Source organism: Kribbella monticola, from assembly GCF_003261635.1.
GTDB lineage: Bacteria > Actinomycetota > Actinomycetes > Propionibacteriales > Kribbellaceae > Kribbella > Kribbella monticola.
Genome location: NZ_QFXK01000031.1, coordinates 83,057 through 108,345 on the forward strand (window position 1 = coordinate 83,057; position 25,289 = coordinate 108,345).

The 25,289-nt window shown below is 68.5% G+C and carries 21 protein-coding genes; 6 read left to right on the forward strand and 15 right to left on the reverse strand.

Annotated elements, in window-relative coordinates; all coding sequences use genetic code 11:
- Positions 1-58: 58 nt before the first annotated feature.
- Positions 59-754, forward strand: coding sequence for an SH3 domain-containing protein (locus DIZ26_RS19800; RefSeq protein WP_112243627.1), 696 nt, complete (start codon positions 59-61; stop codon positions 752-754).
- Positions 755-799: 45 nt separating this feature from the next.
- Here the strand turns inward: DIZ26_RS19800 and DIZ26_RS19805 are convergent, their stop codons facing one another.
- Positions 800-1,573, reverse strand: coding sequence for an alpha/beta fold hydrolase (locus DIZ26_RS19805; protein WP_157979763.1), 774 nt, complete (start codon positions 1,571-1,573; stop codon positions 800-802).
- 47 nt (positions 1,574-1,620) lie between these two features.
- Entirely contained in the window at positions 1,621-2,604 is a 984-nt protein-coding gene (locus DIZ26_RS19810) for a LacI family DNA-binding transcriptional regulator (protein WP_112243631.1), read from the reverse strand.
- A gap of 123 nt (positions 2,605-2,727) precedes the next feature.
- Between DIZ26_RS19810 and DIZ26_RS19815 the strand changes: the two genes are divergently transcribed.
- The 3 genes from DIZ26_RS19815 to DIZ26_RS19825 are packed head-to-tail and all read left to right on the forward strand — an operon-like array spanning position 2,728 to position 5,882.
- The gene (locus DIZ26_RS19815) at positions 2,728-3,651 is read left to right on the forward strand and encodes a carbohydrate ABC transporter permease (protein ID WP_198676176.1); all 924 of its coding nucleotides are present in this window, start codon (positions 2,728-2,730) and stop codon (positions 3,649-3,651) included.
- Positions 3,632-4,558: a carbohydrate ABC transporter permease gene (locus tag DIZ26_RS19820; protein ID WP_232828464.1), complete on the forward strand. Its 927-nt coding sequence runs from the start codon at positions 3,632-3,634 to the stop codon at positions 4,556-4,558. The genes DIZ26_RS19815 and DIZ26_RS19820 overlap by 20 nt, the downstream gene beginning before the upstream one ends.
- A 22-nt stretch (positions 4,559-4,580) precedes the next feature.
- Positions 4,581-5,882 (forward strand): ABC transporter substrate-binding protein, encoded by a 1,302-nt coding sequence (locus DIZ26_RS19825; RefSeq protein ID WP_232828465.1) that lies wholly within the window; start codon positions 4,581-4,583, stop codon positions 5,880-5,882.
- Between the two features lie 176 nt (positions 5,883-6,058).
- Here the strand turns inward: DIZ26_RS19825 and egtD are convergent, their stop codons facing one another.
- From egtD to DIZ26_RS19875, 10 genes are all read right to left on the reverse strand, one after another.
- Entirely contained in the window at positions 6,059-7,036 is a 978-nt protein-coding gene (egtD, locus tag DIZ26_RS19830) for an L-histidine N(alpha)-methyltransferase (RefSeq protein ID WP_112243633.1), read from the reverse strand.
- The gene (gene egtC, locus DIZ26_RS19835) at positions 7,033-7,806 is read right to left on the reverse strand and encodes an ergothioneine biosynthesis protein EgtC (protein WP_112243635.1); all 774 of its coding nucleotides are present in this window, start codon (positions 7,804-7,806) and stop codon (positions 7,033-7,035) included. Before egtC ends, egtD begins: the two co-directional genes overlap by 4 nt.
- Positions 7,806-9,140, reverse strand: a complete 1,335-nt coding sequence (gene egtB, locus DIZ26_RS19840) for an ergothioneine biosynthesis protein EgtB (RefSeq protein ID WP_112243637.1) — start codon at positions 9,138-9,140, stop codon at positions 7,806-7,808. Before egtB ends, egtC begins: the two co-directional genes overlap by 1 nt.
- On the reverse strand, positions 9,137-10,363 hold the full coding sequence (locus DIZ26_RS19845) for a glutamate-cysteine ligase family protein (RefSeq protein ID WP_112243639.1): 1,227 nt from the start codon (positions 10,361-10,363) through the stop codon (positions 9,137-9,139). Before DIZ26_RS19845 ends, egtB begins: the two co-directional genes overlap by 4 nt.
- A gap of 162 nt (positions 10,364-10,525) precedes the next feature.
- Positions 10,526-14,038 (reverse strand): glycoside hydrolase domain-containing protein, encoded by a 3,513-nt coding sequence (locus DIZ26_RS19850; RefSeq protein WP_112243641.1) that lies wholly within the window; start codon positions 14,036-14,038, stop codon positions 10,526-10,528.
- 54 nt (positions 14,039-14,092) lie between these two features.
- Entirely contained in the window at positions 14,093-17,611 is a 3,519-nt protein-coding gene (locus tag DIZ26_RS19855; RefSeq protein WP_112243643.1) for a glycoside hydrolase domain-containing protein, read from the reverse strand.
- A gap of 66 nt (positions 17,612-17,677) precedes the next feature.
- On the reverse strand, positions 17,678-18,346 hold the full coding sequence (locus DIZ26_RS19860) for a (2Fe-2S)-binding protein (protein ID WP_112243646.1): 669 nt from the start codon (positions 18,344-18,346) through the stop codon (positions 17,678-17,680).
- Positions 18,343-19,119 (reverse strand): ABC transporter ATP-binding protein, encoded by a 777-nt coding sequence (locus DIZ26_RS19865; RefSeq protein WP_112243648.1) that lies wholly within the window; start codon positions 19,117-19,119, stop codon positions 18,343-18,345. Before DIZ26_RS19865 ends, DIZ26_RS19860 begins: the two co-directional genes overlap by 4 nt.
- 3 nt (positions 19,120-19,122) lie before the next feature.
- A complete protein-coding gene (locus DIZ26_RS19870) occupies positions 19,123-20,175 on the reverse strand; it encodes a FecCD family ABC transporter permease (RefSeq protein WP_112243650.1) in 1,053 nt (350 codons plus the stop codon).
- Positions 20,172-21,173, reverse strand: a complete 1,002-nt coding sequence (locus tag DIZ26_RS19875) for a FecCD family ABC transporter permease (RefSeq protein ID WP_198676177.1) — start codon at positions 21,171-21,173, stop codon at positions 20,172-20,174. Before DIZ26_RS19875 ends, DIZ26_RS19870 begins: the two co-directional genes overlap by 4 nt.
- 136 nt (positions 21,174-21,309) lie before the next feature.
- Here DIZ26_RS19875 and DIZ26_RS19880 point away from each other — a divergent pair, with 136 nt between their 5' ends.
- Entirely contained in the window at positions 21,310-22,263 is a 954-nt protein-coding gene (locus DIZ26_RS19880) for an ABC transporter substrate-binding protein (protein ID WP_232828467.1), read from the forward strand.
- A gap of 10 nt (positions 22,264-22,273) precedes the next feature.
- A complete protein-coding gene (locus DIZ26_RS19885) occupies positions 22,274-22,945 on the forward strand; it encodes a hypothetical protein (protein ID WP_112243654.1) in 672 nt (223 codons plus the stop codon).
- Here the strand turns inward: DIZ26_RS19885 and DIZ26_RS19890 are convergent.
- From DIZ26_RS19890 to folP, 3 genes are read right to left on the reverse strand one after another with little or no spacing between them, the layout of a single operon-like run.
- Entirely contained in the window at positions 22,918-23,610 is a 693-nt protein-coding gene (locus DIZ26_RS19890) for a class III extradiol ring-cleavage dioxygenase family protein (protein ID WP_112243656.1), read from the reverse strand. The genes DIZ26_RS19885 and DIZ26_RS19890 overlap by 28 nt on opposite strands.
- Before the next feature lie 22 nt (positions 23,611-23,632).
- Positions 23,633-24,367 (reverse strand): pyrimidine reductase family protein, encoded by a 735-nt coding sequence (locus DIZ26_RS19895; protein WP_232828468.1) that lies wholly within the window; start codon positions 24,365-24,367, stop codon positions 23,633-23,635.
- A complete protein-coding gene (folP, locus tag DIZ26_RS19900) occupies positions 24,367-25,179 on the reverse strand; it encodes a dihydropteroate synthase (protein WP_112244441.1) in 813 nt (270 codons plus the stop codon). Before folP ends, DIZ26_RS19895 begins: the two co-directional genes overlap by 1 nt.
- Between the last annotated feature and the right edge of the window lie 110 nt (positions 25,180-25,289).

Below are 25,289 nucleotides of genomic sequence, written 5' to 3' on the forward strand. Positions count from 1 at the left end.
CCACTGCCAGATCGCCAAGGACCTGCCCCGGGTCCGACGCCAGTGAAGGGATCTGATCATGCGCCCCGCCCTCCTTCGAACCATCGCCCGAGTCACCATCACCGCGCTGTTAGGTGGCGTCGCCGCCGTCGGCGCCGTCACCCTGCCGGCCAACGCGGCCACCGGCACCGTCGTCACCGACAGCGGAACCGGGGTCGCCATCCGATCCGGCAACGCGACCACGTTCGGCATCGTCGGCAACCAGCCGAACGGCGCGGTCGAGATCGACTGCCAGATCTACGGCGAACCTGTGACAGGCAAGTACGGTCGCAGCCTCATCTGGGACCACGTCCCCGGCAAGGGCTTCATCACCGATTCCTACGTCAACACCGGCAGCACCGGCCTGGTAGCGCCGCTCTGCACCAGCAACCCGCGCGCCGACAAAGCCATCGCCTGGTACGCCGCCCGCAGCGGCTCGACGGCGTACCAGGGCTACTGCGAGAAGGCGGCCGAGAACTCCTACGGCAAGGACCTCGTCTGGGGGTCGGCCAAGATCGACTGGAACGACGCGGTCTCCCGCGGCGCGGCGCACCCTGGCGACCTGCACCCGCCGAAGGGCGCCCTGGTCTTCTGGGACCTCGCGGCGCCGTACGGGCACGTCGGTCTCGCCAAGGGTGACGGCACCTTCTGGGCGACCAGCGTCAGCGGCGCGATCGGCACCCGCACCCTGCCCTACTTCAACAGCTACCTCGGCTGGGCCTGGCCCAACTTCTGACCCCGCTTCTGACCCTCCGAACCAGGACCCGGCCGCATCCGCCCCTCAAGCGGCCGGGTCCTCCAGCTGTCCCTCGACCCGATCGAGCCAGTCGGCCACCAACGCCCGGTAGAGCGCATGGTTCCGCACCGGAAGATCATGGTCCGCTTCATCCAGTACTGCGTACGTCGCGCGCGGGTAGTCGTCGAGCAGCGACCAGGCATCCGCATAGCCCGTCATCACGTCCTGTCGCCCGGTGACGATCAGCGTCGGCGCCTCCAGCCGCACGGACAGATCCCCGGACAATGAGTAGCGAGTGACATCGCTCTGGATCGCGCCGAGGAACTCCAGATCGGCCTGTAGTTCGGCCGGATCGTAGTAGGCCTTCTGCTTCTCCAGCAGCGCCGCCTCGAACTCCGGAGTCTGCGTAGGAATGTCGTGCGGCAACTGGCGCTGCGAGCGATCGACGACCACGCCGGGCACCCGGAGCATCAATCCCAAGATGCGCCCGGGCTCCCGGCGAACCAATCCGCGCGCGTGCAACCCGCCGGCCGAAGTACCGGCGACCCCGAAGGCAGACGAGCCGATCACGCCGTCGATCGCCCGGGCGATCACGTCGAGCATCCCGTCCTGGTCGGTGATCCATTCGCGTGACGGGGTGTTGCCGGTGCCCGGTGGGTCGAGGTAGATCCGCCGCCACCCGGGCCGATCGGCGAAGACCGGCTCGTGGACGTCGCGGCCTTCGCCGTTCGCGTTGCCCCAGCCCGGCAGGAAGACGATCGGCCTCCCCTCACCAAAAGACTCGTAGTACACGGGCAGTCCGTCCACGTCGCTGATCACAGCACCGAACGTACCCACATCGCACACCCAACCGGGCGTTGTTATCCCTAAGGCAGAACAGGGACCTCGCCCGAGCCACGCTGGATCAGAGCGCACGGCAGGACGATGCGCTGGGGCGCCCGGGTGTCCGCGCCGGATGCCCGGTCGAGCAGCAGGCGAGCGGCGATCCGGCCGAGCTCCGCGGTGTCGGAGGCAACGACCGTGACGGGCGTCGGCAGCATGTCGGCCATCCGGAAGTCGTCGAAGCCGACCACCGCGGGCTGCCGGTCGACCTCGCGCAGCGCCCGAAGCACGCCCTCGGCAACGAAGTTGGTCGACGCGAACAGCCCGGTCGGCGGATCGGGCTTGTGCATGAGCTCGCGGGTCGCCTTCTCGGCGGCCTCCGCCGTACCTTCGGGCAACTGGACGACCAGGCTCTCGTCGACCGCGATCCCCGCGCCGCGATGGGCCCGCCGATAGCCGCGCAACCGTCGTCCGGTGGTGTGGTACGACGGCGCGAGCAGGATCGCGATCCGCCGATGTCCCTGCTCCAGCAGGTGTTCCGTGGCCAATCGGCCGCCGCCCTCGTTGTCGACCGTGACGATGTCGGCCTCGATCCCGTGCGCAGGCCGGTCCACGAACACGACCGGCACACCGGCACCGGCCAGGTAGGAGTGATCGCCCTGGTCGGGCACGATCATCAGCCCCGCGACCTGCCGGCCGATCAGTTCCTGGATCGCCCGCCGCTCCCCCTCCGGGTCCTCGTCGACCGAGCCGAGCACCACCGCGAATCCGTCCTGGCCGGCCACTTCGAGTGCCGCCTTCGCGATCGTCGCGTAGAACGGGTTGGTCAGGTCACCGAGCACCAGGGCGAGGCTGGACGACTTCTTCCCGGGCCGCAGCGCACGGGCCACCTCGTTGCGCTGGAAGCCGAGCTGGTCGATCGCGGCCCGCACCCGCGACGCGGTCTGCTCCCGGACCCCGGCCCCGCCGTTGACCACCCGGGACACCGTGCCGAGCCCGACCCCGGCCGCCTTGGCGACGTCGATCATCGTCGGGCGGCTGGATCCCGCTTGCGTTGGAAACGTTTCGGACACAGGGTTGACTTCCCTCTCACGACACGGCATCGTCACACAACAGTAAGCCGTTGGAAACGTTACCGTCCAGGAGGCAGGATGAATCGTTCCCGAGTCGGGATGAGCCGCAGTGCCGGCTCCGATACACGGGCGGCGTACCTGTTCATCCTGCCGCCGATCATCGGGTTCTCCGTGTTCGTGGCCTATCCGCTGGTGCGGTCGTTCTACCTGGCGCTAACGAAGTACAACGGGCTCACCGATCCGGTCTTCGTCGGCCTGGACAACTTCCGCCGGCTCTTCACCGTGGACCCGGCGTTCTGGCCGTCGCTCAAGGCAACGGGTTACCTGGTCGTGCTGTACGTCCCGCTGTCGCTCGGCCTCGGCCTGGCGCTGGCGATGTTCTGCAACCAGCGCTTCGCCGGTGTCCGGATCGTGCGGACGCTGGCCTATCTGCCCGTCGTGCTGCCCGCGATCGCCACCATCACGCTGTGGAAGTTCATCCTCAATCCCCAGGTGGGCCTGGCGAACACGATCCTGGCGAAGCTGCACCTGCCGACGAGTTCGTGGTTGCAGAGCCCGTCGATGTCGATGCCCTCGATCGTGATCGTGATGCTGTGGGGCGTCGGCGGCACGATGATCATCTTCCTCGCCGCCCTGCAGGCCGTTCCGACCGAACTCTACGAGGCGGCCAAGGTCGACGGCGCCGGACCGTACTCGGTGTTCTTCCGGATCACCCTGCCGATGATCAGCCCGATCATGTTGCTGCAGGTGATCCTGCAGACCACGGCCGCGCTGCAGACCTTCAACCAGCCGAAGATCCTCACCGGTGGTGGTCCCGGCTTCAGCACCAACGTGCTGATGCTCTCGATCTACAACAACGGATTCTCCAACCTGGGCAGGATTCCGCAGCTCGGCTACGCCTCCGCCCAGGTATGGGTGCTGTTCATCCTGATCATCGCCGTGATCGCCCTGACCGCGAAGTTCTCCTCGCTCTGGACGTACAGTGACAACACTCCCGACTGACCCCTCGACCGAGGCTCCGCTCGCGCTGGCCGGAGCCCTCGACGAACCGGTCCGCCGACCGAAGAAGCGCCGCCCGCTCGGTACGGCGTCGTGGTACGCGACCGCCCTGTTCATCTGCGCCGTGATGGTGGTGCCGCTGCTCTGGATGATCGCCATCGGCCTGAAGAGCCGGACCGCCGTGTTCGAAGTACCGCCGAAGCTGCTGCCGCACGAGTTCCACTGGGGCAACTTCATCAAGGGCCCGCAGGCGATCCACTTCCCGCGGTTGTTGCTCAACTCAACGATCATCACGGCGCTCAGCGTGCTCGGTGGGGTGATGACCGCGATGATGGCCGGCTACGCGCTGGCCCGGTTGCGGTTCCCCGGCCGGAAGATGTGGTTCTACCTGTTCGTCGGCAGCATGCTGCTGCCCGGTGTGGTCGGGCTGATCCCGTTGTTCCAGCTGTACAAGAGCATCGGCTGGTACGACACATGGCTGCCGTTGATCGTGCCGGCCTTCTTCGGCGGCAATCCGCTGTTCATCTTCCTGGCCCGGCAGTACTTCCTTGCCATCCCGTATTCGATCGACGAGGCCGCCAAGATCGACGGCGCCGGGCACTTCCGGATCTTCACGAGTGTGATGCTGCCGCTGACCAAGCCGGCCTGGATCACGATGGCGATCCTCGCCTTCCAGGCCTCCTGGAACGACTTCCTCAATCCGCTGGTCTACCTGTACTCCTCCGACAAATGGCCGCTGTCGGTCGGGATGGCGTCGTTCATCTCCCCGTTCGCGGGGCAGACGCCGGACTGGAGCTACTACATGGCCACGAACCTGCTCTACATGCTGCCGCCGCTGATCCTCTTCTTCGCCGCGCAGCGCTATTTCATCCAGGGCCTCGGCTCGCTCGGCAGCACGACCCAGAAGTGACTCACCCCTGAGGAGCACAGCAGTGAAGAAGCACATCATCGGTACCAGCCTGGCGTGCGCCGGGTTGCTGACGGCAACGGCCGCGTGTAGCGGTTCCGACTCCGGCAGCAAGTCCGACGGCCCGGTCACCGTGACAGTGATGACGTGGGAGTCGGCGCAGACCAACGCCGCCATCGACAAGGCGCTGGCCGGATTCAAGGACGACAAGATCACCGTCAAGCGGGTGGACACCCCGAGCGGCGGGTACGGCGACAAGCTCGCGTCGCTGACCCAGGCGAAGAAGCTGCCCGACCTGTTCTGGTGCGGTAACGACACCGAGCAGCAGTACACCGCGCAGGGCCTGACGGTGGACTGGGCCAAGCGCATCACCGACGGCGACGGCGACTTCAAGGCCGGCAACTTCGTCGGCTCGGCGATGGAGAACTGGAAGACCGGCGACGGCCAGATGGGCGGCCTGCCGTCCCTGATGAACACCTACGGCATCTGGTACTCCGTCGACGCCTTCAAGGCCGCCGGGATCCCCGAGCCGAAGGCCGGCTGGACCTGGGACGAGATGTACTCCGCCGCGAGCAAACTGGCGAACAAGGGCGGCGCGAAGTACGGGCTGGTCGCGGACAACCTGACCTCGGCGGACGCACCGTTCTCGATGAGCATGTACTCCGTGTCCGCGGGCGGCGCGCCGTTCACCGACAACGTGAACCACCCGACCAAGGCCGAGGCGGACGACAAGTACGTCGAGGGCGTCACCAAGCTGGCCGCCGCGATCAAGTCCGGCTCGGTCGCCCCGCCCGGGTACGACGCGTCGAACGTGCAGGCGCTGTTCTCGGCCGGCAAGGTGCCGATGATGGTCGGTGGTCAGTGGCTCGCGGCTGGGTTCCAGACCGACAAGCCGAAGATCAAGTACGGCTTCGCCCCGTTCCCGCAGGTGAACACGCCGACCACCCTGTACGACTCGGTCGGCATCTGCACGCCGAAATACACGGCCAACGAGGACGCGACGTACAAGGTGCTGCAGTACCTGAACACCAAGGTGTGGGACGCGGTGCTGCCGGCCTCACCGGTCGCTCCCCCCGCCTACACCCCGGCACAGGCGAGCTACTTCGACGCGCTCACCAAGGCCGGCCAGACCACGGTCGTCGACACGGTCAAGGCGGACCTGTCCGCGGAGAAGACGGTCGGCGTTCGGTTCACCACGACCTGGGCCTCGCAGGTCGCCGACCTGACCACCGCGTGGTACCAGCCGATCCTGAGCGGCAAGAAGCCGATCAGCGACCTGCAGACCTACGTCGGCAAGATCAACGACCTGATCAAGTCGGCGGGCTGATCCAAGGCTGAGCCTAGGGAAGGCGGGGCGGGACTGCAGGCTGATCCAAGGCTGAGGCTAGGGAAGGCGGGGGCGGACCGCAGGTTGATTCAAGGCTGAGGCTAGGGAAGGCGGGGGACCGCGGGCTGACAGCGGCTGCGGCCGACGACCATGGAGTCGTCGGCCGCAGTCTTGTTCTAGACCGCTTGCCAGAGGGACAAGGCGAAGCGCTCCTCCGAGTCGGTCCACCAAGCACCCGGGGTGAAGCCTGCCTTGCCGAGCTCGGCCTCGACTCCGTAGCGGTGGAACTTCGCCGACACCTCCGTGCTCAGCTCCTCCCCCTCGGCGAACTCGATCTCGAGCCCGATCTCAGGGATCAGCACCTGCATCGCGCGGTCTGCTCGCAGGTGCATCTCGATCCATTCGTTCTCGGCGTCCCAGACCGCGACATGGCTGAACGCGTCCACGTCGAAGTCGGCCCCGAGTTGCCGGTTGAGCACCCGCAGTACGTTCTTGTTGAACTCGGCGGTCACGCCCGCGCTGTCGTCGTACGCCGCGACGAGGGTCGCCGGGTCCTTCACGAGATCCGTGCCGAGCAGCAACCACTCCCCCGGCTCCAGTACTTCGCGCACCGAGGCGTAGAAGTCGGCGCGCTCGTCGGGCAGCAGGTTCCCGATCGTGCCGCCGAGGAACGCCACCACGCGTGGAGCGTCACCGGGCAACTTGTCGAGGTGCTCGGTGAAGTCGCCGACCACGCCGTGCACCACGAGGCCCGGATAGTCGGCGGTGATCGCGGCGGCCGCCTCGCGCAGCGCCGACTCGGACACGTCCAGCGGAACGAACGTCGTCAGCGTGCCGTGATCACGCAGCCCGCTGAGCAGCAGCCGGGTCTTCTCCGACGAGCCGGAGCCGAGCTCGACCAGCGTCTTCGCGCCGGTCAGCTCGGCGATCTCACCGGAGCGGGCGTCGAGGATCTCCCGCTCCGCGCGGGTCGGGTAGTACTCCGGCAGGCGGGTGATCTCCTCGAACAACTCGCTGCCACGCGCATCGTAGAACCACTTCGGCGCCAGCCATTTGGGCTCGGCGGTCAACCCGGCTCGGGCATCCTCACGCAGCGCGCGGGAGGCGTAGTCGGGAGTCAGATGAGTATCGATCTCGGGGTCGATGAGGGTCACTCTCGTCCTTCCATCGGAAGCTCCACCGGTCGGGGAGCCAAAGGTGTGATCGTCAGTGAGTTCTTGGTTGCCACCAGCAACGATTGGTCGGGAACCTCGGCCCAGCCGTCGTCGCGTTGCCACGGCTCGGAGCTGACGGCAACGGACTCCGCCGTCCGCCGGACCCACAGCGAGTGGGTCCACGTTGTCGCGACGATCTGGTCGCCGTCGGTGAGCAGCACGTTGAGCCGGGAGCCCGGTGCGGCCTCGGCCACCTCACGCACCACCGACGCGACTGCCTCGGCAGCAGGCGCACCGGCGTACAGGCGGTCCTGGATCAGGGCCCACAGGAGCGCGGAGTCCATCGGGGCGTCGAGGGTGAGCAGCTCGGAGACCGGCAGCGTCTCGGCGAGTTTGGACACCGAGCCGGGCCACCCGGTGATCAGCCCGTTGTGGCTGAACAACCAGCGATCCCGAACGAACGGTGCCGCGGCCGCCTCGTTCAGAGGTGACCCAACCGTGCCGTTCCGTACTGCGGCCAGCAGTGCGCCGGATCGGATCGAGCGGGCCAATCCGGGCAGCGACTCGTCCGCCCAGATCGGCACACTGCGCCGATACCGCACGGGAGCGCCGTCGACGTACCAGCCGAGGCCGAAGCCGTCCGCGTTGACCGAGCCACCACCGCGCATATCGGCCGGCTCCCAGCTCTGCCGGTACAGCGAATGCGGCGGCTCCAGGACCAACGACGCCGGCGTCACCGGAGGCCCGAGATATGCCAGGTGCCGGCACACTAGCCGAGCTCCGACGGCAGCGGGTCGCGCGCACAGCGGAACCCGGCGAAGATCTGCCGCCGGATCGGGTAGTCCCAGTTGCGGAAGGTGCTCCGGGCAACTACTTCGTCGGTGCCGAACGATCCGCCGCGGAGCATCTTGTAGTCGCTGCCGAAGAAGACCAGCGAGTACTCGTCGTACGGGAAGGCGCGGAAGCCCGGGTACGGCTTGAAGTCGCTGCTGGTCCACTCCCAGACGTCGCCGATCAACTGCTCGACCCCGAGCGGCGAGGCACCGGCCGGATACGCACCGATCGGTGCCGGCCGCAGATGCCGCTGGCCGAGGTTCGCGTGCTGTGGTCCGGGGCTCTCGTCACCCCACGGGAACCGCCTGGTCCGGCCGGTCGCGGGGTCGAAGCGGGCCGCGAACTCCCACTCCTCCTCGGTCGGCAGCCGCTTGCCCGCCCAGGCCGCGTACGCCTCGGCCTCGTAGAAGCAGACGTGCATCACCGGCTCGTCCAGCGGAAGCACCTCGCGGTGACCGAACCTCGTCCGCATCCAGTTGCCGTCGACCTGCTCCCAGAATCGCGGCGCGACCAGCGACGCCTTCTGCACGTGCGCCCAACCGGCCTCGGACCACCACTTCGGATCGGCGTACCCACCGCCGAGCACGAAGCGAAGGTAGTCGCCGTTGCTCACCGGAACGGTGTCGATCACGTACGCCGCGACTTGCACCGGATGTGCCGGGCGCTCGTTGTCCAGCGCCCACGGCTCGACCGACGTCCCCATCTCGAAGACGCCGCCCGGCACCAGCACCTCCGACCGGGCCAGCCGCCGGCCGGCCGGTGGCGCAGGGGCATCCAGCACCGGTACGCCGGTCCGCAGTTGGTGCGTGGCCAGCATCGTCTCGTCGTGTTGCTGCTCGTGCTGCACGATCATGCCGAAGGCGAACGCGTTCTCGACCAGCTCCCGGTCGCCGCCGAACTTCACGTGGTCGAGCACGTCCAGCACCTTGTCCCGCACCTCGACCACATAGGCCCGGGTCTCGCTCGGCCCGAGCAGCGGCAGCGACGGCCGGTCGGCCCGGGCGTGCATGAACGCGTCGTACAGCTCGTCGATGTCCTGCCGGACCGGCTCGCGGCCGCCGACGTCGCGGACCAGCCAGAGCTCTTCCTGGTTGCCGATGTGGGCGTAGTCCCAGACCAGTGGCGACATCAGTTTCGAGTGCTGCCGGACCAGGTCGTCGGTGTCGACCGCGTCGGTCAGCTGCACGGTCCGCGACCGCGAGCGATCGAGCTGCTCGGCGACGAAGGCGCGCAGGCCCTCCTCGGTCAGGTCGGACAGTTGGTGGTTCATGAGGCTCGCCTTCTCTGGGTGTCGTCGACGATGCGGTTCAGCCGGGTTGCGACTTCACCGAGCAGTTCGGGACCGATGCCGGTGCGGTCCAGTACTTCGATTCCGAGCTCCACCACGTCCCGCGCCGCCTGCAGGACCAACTTGTCGTCGAGTCCTTCCCGGGCGGCGGGGAACCAGCGGCCCGCCGCCGGCTCGGCAGCGGCCATGGCACGGTCGATCACGGCGGCGTCGGACATCAACGCCGTCAGCAGCACGGTCGGGGCGATCCACCCGTCGCCGGCCTGGGTGTCCAGGTAGCGCACCTCGAGATACCCGCGCGGCCGGACCGGCGGGAACAGCGTGGAGAGGTGGTAGTCGAGATCCGCGTACGTCGGGCTGTCGCCGGGCAGGGCCCCATCGGCCCACGCGCCGAAGGTCAGGCCGGCCGGCGCATCCCAGTTGTCGCCGCGGCGCAGGCACAGCACCGGTGCTTCCATGGCCATCCGCGCCCAGGCCGCGGCCGGGTCGCCGTCCAGCGGCGGCGGCTCGGTGAACGGGGCGCAGGTCCCGAAGGTGGCCTCGGTCCGGGCGGAGGCCCAGCCGGTGTCGTCCCCGGTCCGGCGCCGGGAGTTGGCGAACAGCGCGACCAGAGTCGGGCCGAGATCGTGCAGCGCCCGCCAGCGGGTCGCCGTCTGGTCGGCCTCGCCCGCGTCGAGACAGATCTGCAGTCCGGCGGTGCTGCACATCATTCGCGGGCCGTGCGGGCCCAGCCGGGCGAACGCGCGCTCCATCGCCGCGTAGCGCGGGACGGTCAGGATGCGCCGTGGCGGCCGGAAGGCGTCCAGGCCGTGCTCGCCCGGAATCAGGCCGGCGGTCGCCAGCAGGGAGGTCAGTTCGGCCGCGTCGGCGGCGGTGTCCTCGATCAACCTCGTGACTGAAGTTGACGGAGAGCCGGAGATTTCCACCTGGCCACCCGGCTCGACCGTGACCAGAGCACCCCGGCCGAGCGGCAGCTGCGGGCTACCGGGCACCAGGGTGGCGGGCGCGTGCGCGCCCAGGGCCTTGCTCAGTTGTGTTGCGTCGAGTGGTCGGTACGGATCGTCCGCATGATGCACCGTCCACTCCAGCTCAACGCCCTGCAGCTGGGGAGGACCGTGCTTGAAGCACACCATTTCGACGTAACCCTCGGCCGCCACGCGGGAGCCGATCGGGGTCGTCGCCGGGGTACCACCAGGCTCCGTCACGTCATCGAACCTAACCGCGGCCCTGGCGGCGGACAACCAAAAGCGGGTTACCCGTCGGTGACGTACACGGCGGCGCGATGGCCGCCCGACACTGTGTCAGATTCATGATCGACATAGTGCCGGGCGGCACCGACAATATTCCGCGGCCCGGATCCAGCGGGCTCAGGCGGGGTACTTCACGCTCCCGCCCCAGTCGTTCTTGTGCCAGCCGTCCTGCGGCGTCCACCACCAGTGGTAGAGGGTGCCGGTTGCGCTCTGAGCGAAATACTGGTGCTGGTCGGCGAAGGCGAAGGCCACCGGGTCGGCGTACACCTCGCCACCGAGGTCTTCCCAGCTCACCTTCGAGGTGCCCTGGTCCCAGAACCAGTGGTAGAGCGTGTTGTTCGGACCCCGGGCGACCACGTGCTGCTGGGTGCCCGTCTTGAACGCGGACGGCGCCCCGACGAACTTCCCCGGCGCCCCGGTCCACTTGACCTGGTGCAGACCGTCACCGGCGTCCCAGAACCAGTGGTACAGCTGCCCGTCCGCGGCCTGGCTGTAGACGTGCTGCTGACCGTTCCAGACGAACGTGGCCGGATCGGAGTACGCCTCGCCTCCCCAGTCGGCGAAGTGCGGCTCGAACTCACCGAGCGACCACCACCAGTGGTAGAGGTGGTTGTTGGCTCCACGGGCCACCACGTGCAGCTGGTTGCCCCAGACGTAGGTGGACGGCGTACCGACGATCGGGCCGGGTGCACCGCCCCACTTGTCCAGCCGTAGCTGTCCGTCGGCCGGGTCCCACCACCAATGCTGCAGGTCGCCCGTCGATGCCCTGGCGAAGATGTGCTGCTGACCTGACCACACCACTGCTGTCGGGTCGCCTGCCGCGTCCCCGCCCCAGTCGCCGTAGTGCGGGGTCGTCTCGCCCTCGATCCACCACCAGTGCAAGAGCTTGCCCGTCGTACTGCGGGCTACCGCGTGCTGCTGGTTGTTCCAGGAGTAGCCGGTGGTCTTCCCCGCGATCGGACCGCCACCCCAGTCGGCCGTCTTGAGTCCCGCCGCCGCCGACCAGTCCCAGCGCCGCATCGACCCAGTCGACCCCGGCGCGAAGATCACCTCGTGCCCGGCACCGCCCGCGTCGTTCCACTGGTATGCCGTCGAGCCCGGTACGACGTCCGGACCGTTCGGGCCCGCGCCGTAGACCTCGATGTCGTCGACGAACTCGCCGGTGCCCTTGTCCGTCCCGGTCTTGGCGAACGTGACCCGGACATAGCGGGCGGTCACCGGAGCGAAGCCGACGTCGTACCAGACCTTGGACGCGCCGTTGACCCAGCTGAGCAGTCCCCGGTCGGTGTAGTTGACGCCGTCCGTGCTGGTGGCGACGGTGAGCATGTCGGGCCGGTAGTCCGGATACTCCTCGTAGGCATGGATCCGGGCGGTGCCGACGACCTGCGGGTAGCCGAGGTCGATCGCGACGGTCGGTGCTTTGTACTCGCCCTTGGCCAGCTCGTAGCCGAAGCTGCGGCCGTCGCCCCACTCGTCGGCCAGTACGCCGTCCGTCGCCTCCCGCCCGCTGTCAGGGAACCTGGCCGACGGCGCACTCGCGACGTACGGCTTCCCGCCCGCGATGTTCTGCTGCAACAGCAGGTTCCCGGCGACTTCCAGGTCCACCAGCTCGTACGGCGTTGTACTCGTCACCTCGACGCGGATGTACCTGGCCTTGCCGTTGATGCCGACGAAGTCGTCACCGCCGTTGCTGGTGACGTTGGCGGCCTCGGCCCAGTTCGTCCCGTTGTAGGAGATCAGCACCCGGTAGTTGCTCGCGTACGTCGTACCCCAGTGCAGGTGGACGCCGTCGACCTGAGCCTGCCGCCCGACATCGGTCTGGATCCACTTCGGACCTTCGGTCCGCACCTTCGCCAGGTCCTTGGCGACGATCGGCTTGCCGGCCGCCGCGTCCAGCATCAATGCACGAACGCGCTGCATGTACGAGACGTCCGGCGAGTACTTGTCGTCGCGCTGGACCAGGCTGGTGGCGAAGTCCTTGGCCAGCCCGGGGTTGGTCTTGCCCAGCTTGTTCAGCACCTCCCAGTCCTCCATGCCGTCCCGCAGCGACTCGTACCGGGTGGATGCCTCGACCGTGTGGTTCGCCTTGTCGGGGCGAACGATGTAGCCGTCGCCCTTCACGTCCTGGTCGTTCATCGTGTACTGCCAGTTGCCGTAGGCCCAGTGCAGGTAGCCGGTGGCGCCGCGGCCGTAGGCGAGCCACATCGTCTGCCGCTGGCTCCACTCCGGCTGGTCGATGAACCTGTTCAGGTGGTTCCCGACCGGGATGTTGCAGTTGTAGAACCACAGCGGCTTGCCCTTGGCCCGCTCGGCGTCGTACGTGCCGGGGTCGGCGGTGTAGGTGAACAGGTTCGGGATGACGATGTCGGAGTTGCGCGCGATCAGCGGGCCGGAGCCGTTCACCGAGGTGTCGCCGATCTTCACGCCGGGGAAGTACTGGCGGAGTTTGGCGGCGATGCCCAGCCAGCCGGCCTCGCCCTCCGAGCCGTTGGCCTCGTCACCGACGTGCATCCAGTACATCGACGTCCAGCCCTTGGCGTCGAGGTGCGCCTTGAGTGCCGGGTAGAACTGCGAGTACCAGCTGGTGGCCTCCGGGGAGTCCCAGAACAGGTAGTCCGGGATCTGCGACCCGGTGTTCTTCGGGGTGACCTCGATCAGCCACTTCCGCGACGGGTTCCGCTCCGGGCTCTGCGACCCGGCCCCGGTGAAGCCCTCCAGCCGGTTCACCACGCCCTTGTCCATGAACCGCTGCACGACCTGGTCGAAGCGGCTGAAGTTGAACGTGTAGTTGCCCGCGGCATCGACCTTGGAACCGCCGTCGGTGAGCAGGTTGATCAACGGAAGCTGGAGACTGTTCTGCCGGTATTTCTTCATCGTGTCGGCCCAGTTGTCGATCAACTGCCACCAGTCGGCCGAGTACCGGTCGTAGTCGTAGAACAGCTTGACCGTGTCACCCTTACCCGGGTCCCACGAGGTCAGGCCGAGGAAGTTGGTCCACATGACGTTGGTGAACTCGCTCTGGTTCGCCGGCGGGATGACCACGTCCCGCGCGTTGACCGTGATCGGCACACTCAGGTCGCCGTTCGTGGTCCGGACCGTGGCGCGGCCGGAGTAGATACCGCCCGCCGCGGTGGCCGGCACGTGTACGCGGACCCAGAGTGCCTGCGTCTGGTTGGCCGGTACGGCGATGCCGGTCTGGTTCAGCAAGCGGTCGGGGTAGTCACCGGCACCGGTGCGGATGGTCGGATAGACCGGCTGCGGTGGGTTCCAGCCGAACACCGAGTTGTGGTTGAGGTACTCGTACCCGACCGGGTTGTAGGTGATCTCGCTCGCCGGGATCGAGTCGGCGCCGCCGGTCAGCGAGGTGAAGTCCACGCTGTTGACTGTGAACGCCGCCGGCCCGCGGAGCACGATCTGCGCACCTTCGTAGTCGTTCTTCGCCGTGTCCAACTGGATGCCGTCCGCCGCTTCCGGCGATCGCCCGCTGTCCTTGAACACCGAGTTGTACGCCGTCTCCGTCCACACCGAGGGCGGCGCACCGGCCGTGACCCGGGCCTCAGCACCCGGCGGAACCAGAGCGGCCGCGGTCACCGCCATGCCGCCCGCCAGTACCGCTCGCAACCATCGCATCGTGAGTCCTCCGACCGTTCGTTGTCCGTGACCGTTGTCGTGCCGGGTGCGTTCTCAGGAGGGGTAGTGGACGCTGCCGCCCCAGTCGTTGCGCTGCCAGCCCTCGGCCGGGGTCCACCACCAGTGCGACAGGGTCCCCTTCGAGCTCTGCGCGAAGAACTGGAACTGGTCGTTGAACGCGAACCCGACGGGATCGGAGAACGCTTCGCCGCCCTGGTCCTCGAAAGAGACCTTCGCTGTGCCCTGGTCCCACCACCAGTGGTAGAGGGTGTTGCCCGGTCCGCGGGCGACGACGTGCTGCTGGTTGGCCGTCTTGAATGCGGCCGGCGCACCGACGAACTTGCCCGGGGCACCGGTCCACTTCACCTGGTGCAGCCCGTCGACCGGGTCCCAGAACCAGTGGTAGAGCTGCCCGTCCGCCGCCTGGGTGTAGACGTGCTGCTGGCCGTTCCAGACGAAGGTGGCCGGGTCGGAGTACGCCTCGCCGCCCCAGTCCGCGAAGTGCGGTGCGTACTCGCCGAGACCCCACCACCAGTGGTAGAGGTGGTGATCGGTGCCGCGGGCAACCACATGCAACTGGTTGCCCCAGACAAAGGCCGACGGCGTACCGGCGATCGGGCCGGGAGCACCACTCCACTTGTCCAGCCGCACCTCGCCGTCTGCGGGGTCCCACCACCAATGCTGCAGGTCGCCCGCGGATGACCTTGCGAAGGCGTGCTGTTGCCCGGACCAGACGACCGCCGCCGGGTCACCCGCTGCGTCTCCACCCCAGTCGGCGCTGTGCGCGGCCGACTCGCCCTCGATCCACCACCAGTGCAGGAGCTTTCCAGCCGTACTGCGGGCCAGCGCGTGCTGCTGATTGAGCCAGCTGAACCCGGTCGTCTTGCCCGCGACCGGCCCACCGCCCCAGTCGTCGCGCTTGACGTTCGTCGCAGCACTCCAGTCCCAGCGGCCCACGCTGCCGGTGGCAGTCGGCGCCAGGATCACCTCGTGCCCGGCGCGACCGACATCGGTCCACTGATAACCCGCCGACCCTGGCACCTCGTCCTGTGCCTGGCCGGCGCCGTACACCTCGATGTCGTCGACGAACTCGCCGGTGCCCTTCGCGGTACCGGTCTTGGCGAAGGTCACCCGGACGTAGCGGCCCAGCGTCGGCGCGAAGCTGATGTCGTACCAGAGCCGGGCGCCGCTGATCGCGCCCACCTGACCGACGTTCGCGTAGTTCACTCCGTCCCAGCTGGTGGCGACGGTGATCTGGTCCGGCCGGTAGTCCGGATACTCCTCGTACGCGTGCACCCGGACGCTGCCGATCGTCTGCAATCCACCCAGGTCGATCGCGACGGACGGCTCCGCGTGCTGGCCGTTGCTCAGCTCGTAACCGAACGCGAGCCCGTCACCCCAGTCGTCGGCCAGTACGCCGTCCGTCGCCTCGCGCCCCTTGTCGGGGAACCGCGCGGAGGGCGCCGTCGCTGTGTAGGACTTCCCGCCGGCCAGGTTCTGCTGGAGCAGATAGTTGCCCGCCACCTCGAACGTCGGCAGCTGGTACGGCGTATCGCTGGTCACCTCGACGCGGATGTAGCGCGTCTTCGCGTTCAGCCCCACGAAGTCGTCGCCGCCGTCACCGGTGACGTCGGCCGCCTGCGACCAGTCGGTGCCGTTGTAGGAGATCATCACCCGGTACTTGGTCGCGAAGCCGGCACCCCAGCGCAGGTGGACACCATCCACCTGGCCCTGCCGGCCGAGGTCGACCTGCTCCCACTTGGTGCCGCTCGTCCGCGCCTTCACCAGGTCCTTGGCGACCACCGGCTTGCCGGCCGCCGCGTCGAGGGTGATAGCCCTGATCCGCTGCATGTAGGAGACGTCGCGGGAGTACTTCGTACCGTTCAGGCCGACCGTCTGGGCAAGGTCCTTGGCCAGCCCGGGGTTCGTCTTGCCCAGCTTGTTGAGGATCTCCCAGTCCTCCAGACCGTCCCGGAGCGACTCGTACCGGGTCGAGGCCTCGATCGTGTGATGGGCCTTGTCGGGCCGGACGATGTAGCCGTCGCCCTTGATGGTCTGGGCGTCCATGTCGTACTGCCAGTTGTTGTAGGCCCAGTGCAGATAGCCGGTGGCCCCGCGGCTGTAGGCGAACCACATGGTCTGGCGTTGCTGCCACTGCGGCTGATCGATCAGCCGGTTCAGGTACTCACCGCCGAGCCCGGCACAGTTGTAGAGCCACAACTCCTTGCCCTTGGCGTGTTCGGTGTCGAACGGATTCGGCTCGCCGGTGGCCATCGTGTGGCTGACGGCATCGGAATAGATGGTGACGTTGGGGATCACGATGTCGGCGGCCTTGACGAGATCCCCCGACATCGGGAACACGGTCGCGTCGGCAAGCTTCACCTCCGGCCAGTACTGCCGGATCCGCGCCGCGATCTCGTACCACTGCTGCCCGCCGCTGGCGATGTTCGGCTCGTCGCTGACATGGGTCCAGAACTTGTCCTGCCAGCCCTTCTCGGTCAGGTGCTGACGCAGCGCCGGGTAGAACTGCTTGTACCAGTTGTCGGCCTCCGGCGTACCCCAGTACACGTAGTCCGGGATCTGCCGGCCGGTCTCTTTCGGGATCACCTCGAGCTTGTACTTCGGGTACTGCGGGTTGAGGTCGGGATTCCAGGAACCGGCCTGGGTGAAGCCCTCGAGCCGGTTCACCACGCCCTTGTCCAGGAACCGCTGCACCACCTCGTCGAAGCGGCTGAAGTTGAAGGTGTAGTTGCCTGCGGCATCGACCTTGGAGCCGCCGTCGGTGAGCAGGTTGATCATCGGCAGCTGCAAATTGTTCTGCCGGTACTTCTTCATCGTGTCGGCCCAGTTGTCGATCAGCTGCCACCAGTCGCTCGAGTACCGGTCGTAGTCGTAGAACAGCTTGATCGTGTCGCCCTTGCCAGGGTCGTACGAGGTCAGACCGAGGAAATTGGTCCACATGACATTGGTGAACTCGCTCTGGTTCGCGGGTGGGATCACCACGTTCCGCGCGTTGACCGAGATCGGCACGCTCAGGTCGCCGGCCGTCGTCCGGACCGTCGCACGGCCGCGATAGATACCGCCCGCCGCGGTCGCGGGCACGTGCACCCGGACCCACAGCGACTGGGTCTGGTTCGCGGGGACGGCGATGCCGGTCTGGTTCAGCAACCGGTCGGGGAAGTCGCCCGGCGCGTTCCGGATCAGCGGGTAGATCTTGTCGGACGGCTTGTTGAGGTACTGGTAGCCGACCGGGTTGTAGCTGAGCTCACCCGCGGCGATGGAGTCGGCCGGGCCGGTCAGCGCGGTGAAGTCCACGCTGTCGACGGTGAACGCCTGCGGTCCGCGGACGACGATCTGCGCGCCCTCGTACTCGTTCTTCGCGGTGTCCAACTCGATGGCGTCCGCCGCTTCCGGCGATCGCCCGCTGTCCTTGAAGACCGAGTTGTACGCCGACTCGGTCCAGACCGACGGCACCGCCGTGGCCTGTTCCCGCGCCTGCGCGGCACCCGACTGCCCGAACGCCACCGTGGGGACCAGGAGTGCGGCGGCCGTGGCCACCCGGATCCATCGCATGCCGACCTCCGCTGAGCGACGATGTGTCACCACAGCGTGGATTCCGGGCTAGCCCGAAACAATCCATCAAACCAGCGTCGAAACCCTCGGGCAGCCGGCACACGGATTGACGTTGGGCAACGCGTAGACGAAACAGCACGAAGTACGGACCTGCTGGTCGAGCGGGACACCGAAGGCGGCCGAGGCGGCCTCGGCGAACTCGGCCTCCGCGGGCATCCGGATCGCGGCCCGGAGCTCGTCCTGGACCGCGCCGAGCCGCTGGAGCGAACTCATCTTGACGCCCGGCCGGTAGGAGTCGGTGAAGGCGCGGGTGTGTGAGCTGACCTGAGCGGCCGCCTCGACCGCGGTGACGACCTGGTCGGACAGCAGCGCCACCTCAGCCGGGTAATGCGCCATCGGGTGCCGCCGGAAAGCCAGCGAGGCCGGCGAGACGTCCGGCGAAACCCCGGTCAGAGCGGCGGAAACGCCCGCGACGATCGAGGGCACCGAGACGTACCACATCAGCACGAACATCGCGGCGACCTGCTCCGGCGGCTCGATCGCGTACTCGCGACCGTAGTCCTCGTGCAAGGCCTGCCGCCATCCGTGCGTCGGGTCGCCGCCGGCCTGTTGCTCCGCGAGCAGCCCGGCGCAGGAGATCCAGTCGGGGCCCGGCAAGGCGTCTGCAGTACGGACTGACAGCCAGGAGACTTCCCCGTCCACGAGGTCCGCGAGGCGGTTCGCGGAGTACGTCATGGCACCAGCGTACGGTCCGGCACCACCACCGGAGCTCCGCCGACCTCCACCACCTTCGCCCGCAGCCCGAACACCTCGGCGAGCAGTTCCTCGGTCAGTACCTCGGCGGGCGGCCCTTCGGCGGCGATCCGGCCGGCACCCATCACCACCAGATGATCGGCGTACTGCGCCGCCAGCGTCAGGTCGTGCAGCACCGTCACCACGGTCCGCCCGGTCGTGTGCGCGGCCGCGTGGACGACATTCATCACGTCGACGGCGTGCGCGAGATCCAGGTACGTCGTGGGCTCGTCTAGCAGCAGGTACTGCGTTCCCTGGGCAAGCACCATCGCGATCCAGACCCGCTGCCGCTGGCCGCCGGACAACTGCTCGGCGGGCCGGTCCCGCAACTCGACCAGTTCGACCGCGGCCAAGGCGTCGTCGATCGCCTGATGGTCGTCGGAGGTCAGCCGGGCGAACAGGCCGCGGTGGGGATGCCGCCCGCGCGACACCAGCTCCGCCACGGTGATCCCTTCCGGCGTCACGGGGCCCTGTGGCAGCAGACCCAACTGACGAGCCAGCTCCCGGGCCGGCAGCTGGTGGATGTCCTTGCCGTCCAGGAGTACCCGGCCGGATCGCGGCGCGAGCAGCCGGCTCATCCCGCGGAGCAAGGTCGACTTGCCGGAACCGTTCGGGCCGACGATCGCCGTCAACTGCCCGGACGGCACGGCGAGGCTGAGCTCGGACACCACCGGCTCGTCCGGGCCGTAGCCAAGGGTGAGATTCTCGACGTCCACGGTTCAGCGCCCCTTCTGCTGACGGCCGATGAGGTGAAGCAGGTACGGCGCTCCGGCCGCGGCCGTGACGACGCCGACCGGCAACTCGTACGGGCCGACCTGCAACACCTGCAGGCCGTTGCGTGCGATCAGATCGGCCAGCGTGACGAACAGCGCGCCGAGCATGGCGGTCGTCAGCAGCGGCGGGCGATCCGTCCGCGCCAACCGCTGCGCGACCTGCGGAGCAACCAGTGCGACGAACGTGATCGGCCCGGCGCCCGCGGTCGCCATCGCCGCGAGCACGGTCGCGACGACCAGCAACGCGAGCCGGACCCGGGACACCCGGACACCGAGCGAGGAGGCGACGTCGTCGCCGAGTACCAGCGCCTCCAGCTCGCGACCGAACATCATTGCCACCGGCAACAACACTGTCACGGCGAGCCCGACCGGAACGGCGTCCGACCAGGTCCGCGCGTTGAGCGAACCGGCCAGCCAGGCGGCGGCCCGGCCCGCGTCGGTGACGTCGCCGATCACCAGCAACCAGGCGACCAGCGAGTTCGCGGCGGCCGCGACTCCGACGCCGATCAGCACCACCTTGCTCGCGTCGACGACGCCGCGCTGGATCGACAGCAGGCCGACGATCAAGGTCGCCAGCAAACCGCCCAGTACTGCGGCCAGCGGCAGCCCGATCCGCTCGGCAGCGCCCGAGATGTTGCCGCCGCCGGTGCCCGCCAGCACGATCACGCCGACCGCGGCCGCCGAGGCACCCGAGTTGACGCCGATGATGTCCGGGCTGGCCAGCGGGTTGCGCGACAAGGTCTGCAGGAGTGCTCCGGAGACGGCGAACGCGATGCCCACCAGCAACCCGGTCGCGACCCTGGGCATCCGGAGCTCGATCACGATCAGCCGGGTCCCGCTGTCGCCTCCGCCGAACAGGGCTCGCAGCACCTCGTCGAGTGGCAGCTTCGTAGTACCGAGGCTCAAGGAGACCAGCGCAAGAACCACTGCTGCGACAGCGAAGGCAGCGGCCAGTACTACGGTGCGCGGCTTGACCGCGACTTCGGTGGTTGCGGTCACAACGCGACCGCCCGACGCCGTACGACGAGCACGAACAGCGGCGCGCCGACGATCCCCAGTACGACGCCTGCCTGGACTTCACCGGCTCCGCCGACCAGCCGGCCGACCAGGTCCGCAAGGATCAGGGCGGCTGCTCCGGTCAGCCCGGCGGCCGGGATCAGCCAGGCGTTGCGGGCTCCGAAGATCCGGCGGGCGACGTGCCCCGAGAGCAGCCCGAGGAACCCGATCGGCCCACAAGCCGCGACGCCCGCCGCGGTGAGCAGCCCGATCGCGAGCAGCCCGACGAGGCGGGCCCGGCGTACGGACAGGCCGAGACCGGCGGCGACATCGTCGCCCAGGGACAGCAGATCGAGATCACGCGCGTTGACCACCGCGAGAAGGACGCCGACCAGAGCGAACGGCAGGACCTGACCGACCACGTCGAACCCGCGACCGGCCACCGAACCCACCGCCCAGAAGCGATAACCGTCCAACGTGTTCGCGTCGAGCAGCACGATCGCCGAAGTCAGCGCCCCGAGCATCGCGGCCACCGCGGCCCCGGTCAGCGCCAGGCCCACTGGCGTCGCGCCACTCCCCCGCGACGCCAGCCGCTGTACTGCGAAGGTCGCCACCAGCGCGCCGATCAGTGCGCACCACACCGTCGAACCGACCGTCTCCACCAGCCCGACCTGCAGTCCGAGCACCACCGCCAACGCGGCGCCCGCACTCACGCCGAAGATTCCCGGCTCGGCCAGCGCGTTCCGGGTGTGTCCCTGCATCAATGCGCCGGCGATGCCCAGGCAGACGCCGATCACCAGCGCGACCACGGTCCGCGGCAACCGCAGACTTCGCACGATCACATCGGCGTCGCTCCCGTCGGGCGACAGCAACGCGTGCCCGACCGCGCCCGGCCCCAGCCAGCGCGAGCCGAGCGCCAGACTCGCCACAAACGCCAGCACCACGGCGGTCGCCACCAGGATCAATGCCACCGGCCTCGACACCCGCCGCACAGCCCACATAACGGCCAACCTTAGGCGACCCTTACCTGGGGCCCGGCCACCGAGGGGCAGGTTAGGGCAGCCTAACTTTCATGGAGTAGGGTGCTCGGACCTGCTGCCGATACTGGGAGAACTTGTGCGCGTCCGCCTTGGAACTGTGATTGTTGCCGTTGCGTTGGCCTTGACCGGCTGTGGCGGGTCGGAGCAGAAGAAGGAGGATCCCGCGCAGGCGTCCGCGAACGCCGGCTTCCCGCGGACGATCGACCACGCGATGGGCAAGACCGAGATTCCCGCCAAGCCCAAGCGGGTGGTGGCGCTGGACGCGAGCTTCGTCGACGCGACGATGATCCTGCACACCCAGGTGGTCGGCTTCACCGACTACCGGACCATCAACGGCAAGCTGCCCGACTACCTCGGCGACGACCGCACGAAGTACGGGGCGGAGGCGCAGTCGGTCGGCACGCTGGCCGAGCCGAACCTGGAGAAGATCGCCGCGCTCAAGCCGGATCTGATCATCACCGCGAAGGTCCGGCACGAGAAGCTGTACCCGCAGCTGAGCAAGATCGCGCCGACGGTGATGACCGAGACCACCGGGCCGACCTGGAAGGACAACATCCGGCTGGAGGCGAAGGCACTCGGCGCCGAGGACCTGGCGAACGAGGAGCTCACCTCGTACGAGACCGCGGCCAAGTCGGTCGGTGCGGCGATCAACGAGAAAGCCAAGAACCCGACGATCTCGGTGGTCCGGTTCGTCGACGGCCCGACCCGCCTCTACCAGAACGCCAGCTTCTCCGGGATCGTGCTGAAGGACGCCGGCCTGAAGCGGCCGAAGTCGCAGGACGTGAACGGCTTCGCCGCCGAGATCAGCGCCGAGCGGATCAAGGACGCGGACGCCGACGCGATCTTCGTCGCGACGTACGCCGACGAGAAGGGGCTGAGCAAGAAGACGGCCGACCAGTTCAAGGCCAACCCGCTGTGGAAGCCGCTGGCGCCGAAGGTGCACGAGGTACCGGACATCACCTGGATGACCGCGGTCGGCCTGCAGGGCGCCTGGTCGATCCTGACCGACCTGAGCAGCACCTTCGACGTACCGGCGCCCGAGCGCAGCTAGGTTGGGGCCTATGACCACGTTGGAGCGTTGGCACGTCGGGCCGTGGACCACGCACGGGACACTGCCCGGCGAGCCGTTCGAGCCGGGCCGCAAACGCACCCCGGACGAGCTGAACTTCGACGTGGTCGGCCTGGCCCGGATCCTCGGCCGCCGGTTGTCCGGCCGCGAGGAGTTGCAGGTCCGCCTCTGGCAGAACGAACTGCGCCCGACCCACACCAGGATGTGTGGAGTCCACACCCTCGCCGACCCGGAGAACTCCGAGAAGCTGCGCACGACTGCCCTCGAGGCACTCGAGTGGCTGGCCGAGCGCGCCCCGGCCGGGTACGAGTTCGTCTATACCGACGCCGTCTACCTCCGGCCGCTGACGGACCTGAGCGCCGAAGTCGTCACCGTCGACGCGGTGATCCAACTGGCCGCCGAGCGCGGTGACGCCTTACCCGCGGACAGGCTCGCGGCTTCCCAGGTACGCCGGTCCGCCGCGGGCTGGTTCGCCGGGGACGCGGTGTGCCATTGGTCGGGCCCATACCCGAGCGCGGAGGAGGCGGCCGACGCCGTACGAGCCGCGCGGGTCGAGCTGGCCAACCAGCTCGTCGAGGCCGGGCATGCCGACCTGGCCGCCACAGCGTCCCGGTGGCCCGAAGTACATATAGAGGGTCAAGCAGACCAGGCGGCGACGAAGTAGCCCACGCCGTACGGCGCTGCGTGGTACAGCAGGTTGCCGGTGAAGGTGGCCGGACCGGCTGCACCCGCGAGCACCTGCCAAGGCGCTCGACCGGCAGCCTTGAGCTCGCCGGCGAGGTCGGGGTCGAGCGCGGCGAGCGTGGCCGTGTCGGCGAGGTCCAGTGCGGCCGCGACCGTGCTGTCGAAGATCTCCGCGCGAGGGTGCAGATGCACCGGTGAGTGCTCGCTGCGGCGGGCCGATCCGTCGCCCATCACCAGCAAGGCTTTCCGCTCGTTGCCTGCGGCAAGCTCCTGGCCCAGCGCCAGGCACCCCTCGACCGGCTCGTCCGTGGCGACGGTGACCATGCGGGACGGTAGGCCGGCCGCCTTGCTTTGCGAGAGGAGCCAACTGCCCATCGTCAGCGAGAGCGGCAGCACCGGCTCGCCAGTGCCGACGGTCACCTGCGGAGCGCCGTACGGGCCAAAGCTGCCACCTGCCGACGACTCGTACTGCGTACCGGTGGCCGGGCCGGAGCCGACGATCAGGAGGGAGTCGGCGTCTGCAAGCTGGTCGATCGCGGAGAGGCAGGCAGCGCGCAGTACGTCGAGCTCTGCTGCTGCACCACCGGCTACTGCGGGAACCAGCAGCGGCGGGTGGGGACAGGCAGCGGCACTGACGATAGGCACGACTCAACCGTAGTCGAGGCGGTCAGGACGCTCGCAGGTAGCGCAGGAACAGGGAGCCGTCGTCGGCGCCGAGCACCGACCGCAGTACGAACGGCCGGGCCACAGTGTCGACTGCTCCGGCGGTGATCCGCCCAGCACCAGGACCGACCAGCAAAGGCGACAGCGACAGGTCCAACTCGTCCACGAGATCCGCCTCGGTCAACGCACCCAGGAGATGAGGACCGCCCTCGCAAAGGATCTGCGGAAGGCCACGCTCGGCCAGGGTCGACACCACCGCGGACAGGTCGACCTCCGCCTCGCCACACACCAGTACGTCGGCTACTTCACCCAGGGCCTCCACCCGCTCCGGCGATGCGGCCGCGTGCGTGATCACCAGCGGACGGATCGGCGCGTCCGCGAAGACCTTGTTGATCGGGTCGAGGTCCAGCCGGGACGAGACGATCGCCAGCGTCGGGTTCTCCGCCAGGCCGTTGGCTTTGCGCCAGGCCCGCCGGTCGCCGCCGAGCCGCAGTCCGTTGTATCCCTCGATCCGGACCGTGCCGGCCCCGACCAGAACGACATCGCTGAGCATCCGGAGCTTGCCGAACAACTCGCTGTCCTCGGGATTCGTCAGCGACTTGGACTGGCCGTCGATCTCCACCGCGCCGTCCAGGCTGGTGACGAAGTTGCTGCGCAGATGCGGCACCGACCGGTCCTCGACCTGGTAGGCCTGGATGACCTCGTCGTCGGTGATCTCGGCAGTGGTCAGGCGATGCATCAGGCCAGGCTCCTTCGGGTTCCGGCGGGCTCGGCCGAGCCCCGCAGTACGGCGATCAGGTCGAGTGCCTGCCGGGCGGCGGGCACGTCGTGGACGCGGAAGACGCGGGCGCCGAGCCAGGCCGAGACGCTCAGCGCGGCGAGCGTGCCGTTGCCGCGCCGGCCGGGCGGGAGGTCGAGCGTCTCGCCGATGAAGTCCTTGTTGGACACGGCGACCAGCACCGGCCAGCCGGTCGCGGTCAGCTCCTCCAGCCGGCGGGTGAGCTCGAGCGACTGCCAGGTGTTCTTGCCGAAGTCGTGCGTCGGGTCGATCAGGATGCCGTCGCGCCGGACCCCTTCGGCCACGGCCCGCTCGGCCAGCCGGGTGGTCGTCGCGATCACGTCCGCGACCACATCGCCGTACGCCATCCGGTGCGGGTCGGTCCTCGGCGTCAGGCCGCCGACGTGACTGCAGACCAGGCCGGCGCCGACCTCGGCCGCGGCGGCCGGCATCGCGGGATCGGAGCCGGCCCAGGTGTCGTTGATCAGGTTCGCGCCGGCCGCGCCGACCCGGCGGGCGACGCCGCTGCGATAGGTGTCGACGCTGATCACCAGGCCGGGATGGCGCTCCCGGATGCCGGCGACGAAGTCGACCGTCCGGCGGAGTTCCTCGTCCTCGGAGACGGGCTCGCCGTACCCGGCCTTGACGCCGCCGATGTCGACCAGGTCGGCACCCTCCGCGACGGCCCGGTCGATCGCCTCGTACGCCGCCTCGGTGGCGAAGGTGGCGCCGCGGTCGAAGAACGAGTCCGGCGTCCGGTTCACGATCGCCATCACGGCGAACTCGCCCGGCCCGAACGACCGGCTGCCCAGCCGTAGTACGTGGTCCTGTTCATCCGGCACGAGGTCGACTCTAGTCGTCCCCCGGTGGGCAAGCTGGCACA

Excerpts from the sequence above, each read along its gene's own strand:
- DIZ26_RS19815 (WP_198676176.1), top strand. The coding sequence starts at position 2,728 with ATGAATCGTTCCCGAGTCGGGATGAGCCGCAGTGCCGGCTCCGATACA.
- DIZ26_RS19810 (WP_112243631.1), bottom strand. The coding sequence starts at position 2,604 with ATGATCGACGTCGCCAAGGCGGCCGGGGTCGGGCTCGGCACGGTGTCC.
- DIZ26_RS19850 (WP_112243641.1), bottom strand. The coding sequence starts at position 14,038 with ATGCGATGGTTGCGAGCGGTACTGGCGGGCGGCATGGCGGTGACCGCG.
- folP (WP_112244441.1), bottom strand. The coding sequence starts at position 25,179 with ATGGCGATCGTGAACCGGACGCCGGACTCGTTCTTCGACCGCGGCGCC.
- DIZ26_RS19860 (WP_112243646.1), bottom strand. The coding sequence starts at position 18,346 with ATGACGTACTCCGCGAACCGCCTCGCGGACCTCGTGGACGGGGAAGTC.
- DIZ26_RS19800 (WP_112243627.1), top strand. The coding sequence starts at position 59 with ATGCGCCCCGCCCTCCTTCGAACCATCGCCCGAGTCACCATCACCGCG.
- DIZ26_RS19875 (WP_198676177.1), bottom strand. The coding sequence starts at position 21,173 with ATGTGGGCTGTGCGGCGGGTGTCGAGGCCGGTGGCATTGATCCTGGTG.
- DIZ26_RS19885 (WP_112243654.1), top strand. The coding sequence starts at position 22,274 with ATGACCACGTTGGAGCGTTGGCACGTCGGGCCGTGGACCACGCACGGG.
- DIZ26_RS19855 (WP_112243643.1), bottom strand. The coding sequence starts at position 17,611 with ATGCGATGGATCCGGGTGGCCACGGCCGCCGCACTCCTGGTCCCCACG.
- egtB (WP_112243637.1), bottom strand. The coding sequence starts at position 9,140 with ATGAACCACCAACTGTCCGACCTGACCGAGGAGGGCCTGCGCGCCTTC.
- DIZ26_RS19895 (WP_232828468.1), bottom strand. The coding sequence starts at position 24,367 with ATGCATCGCCTGACCACTGCCGAGATCACCGACGACGAGGTCATCCAG.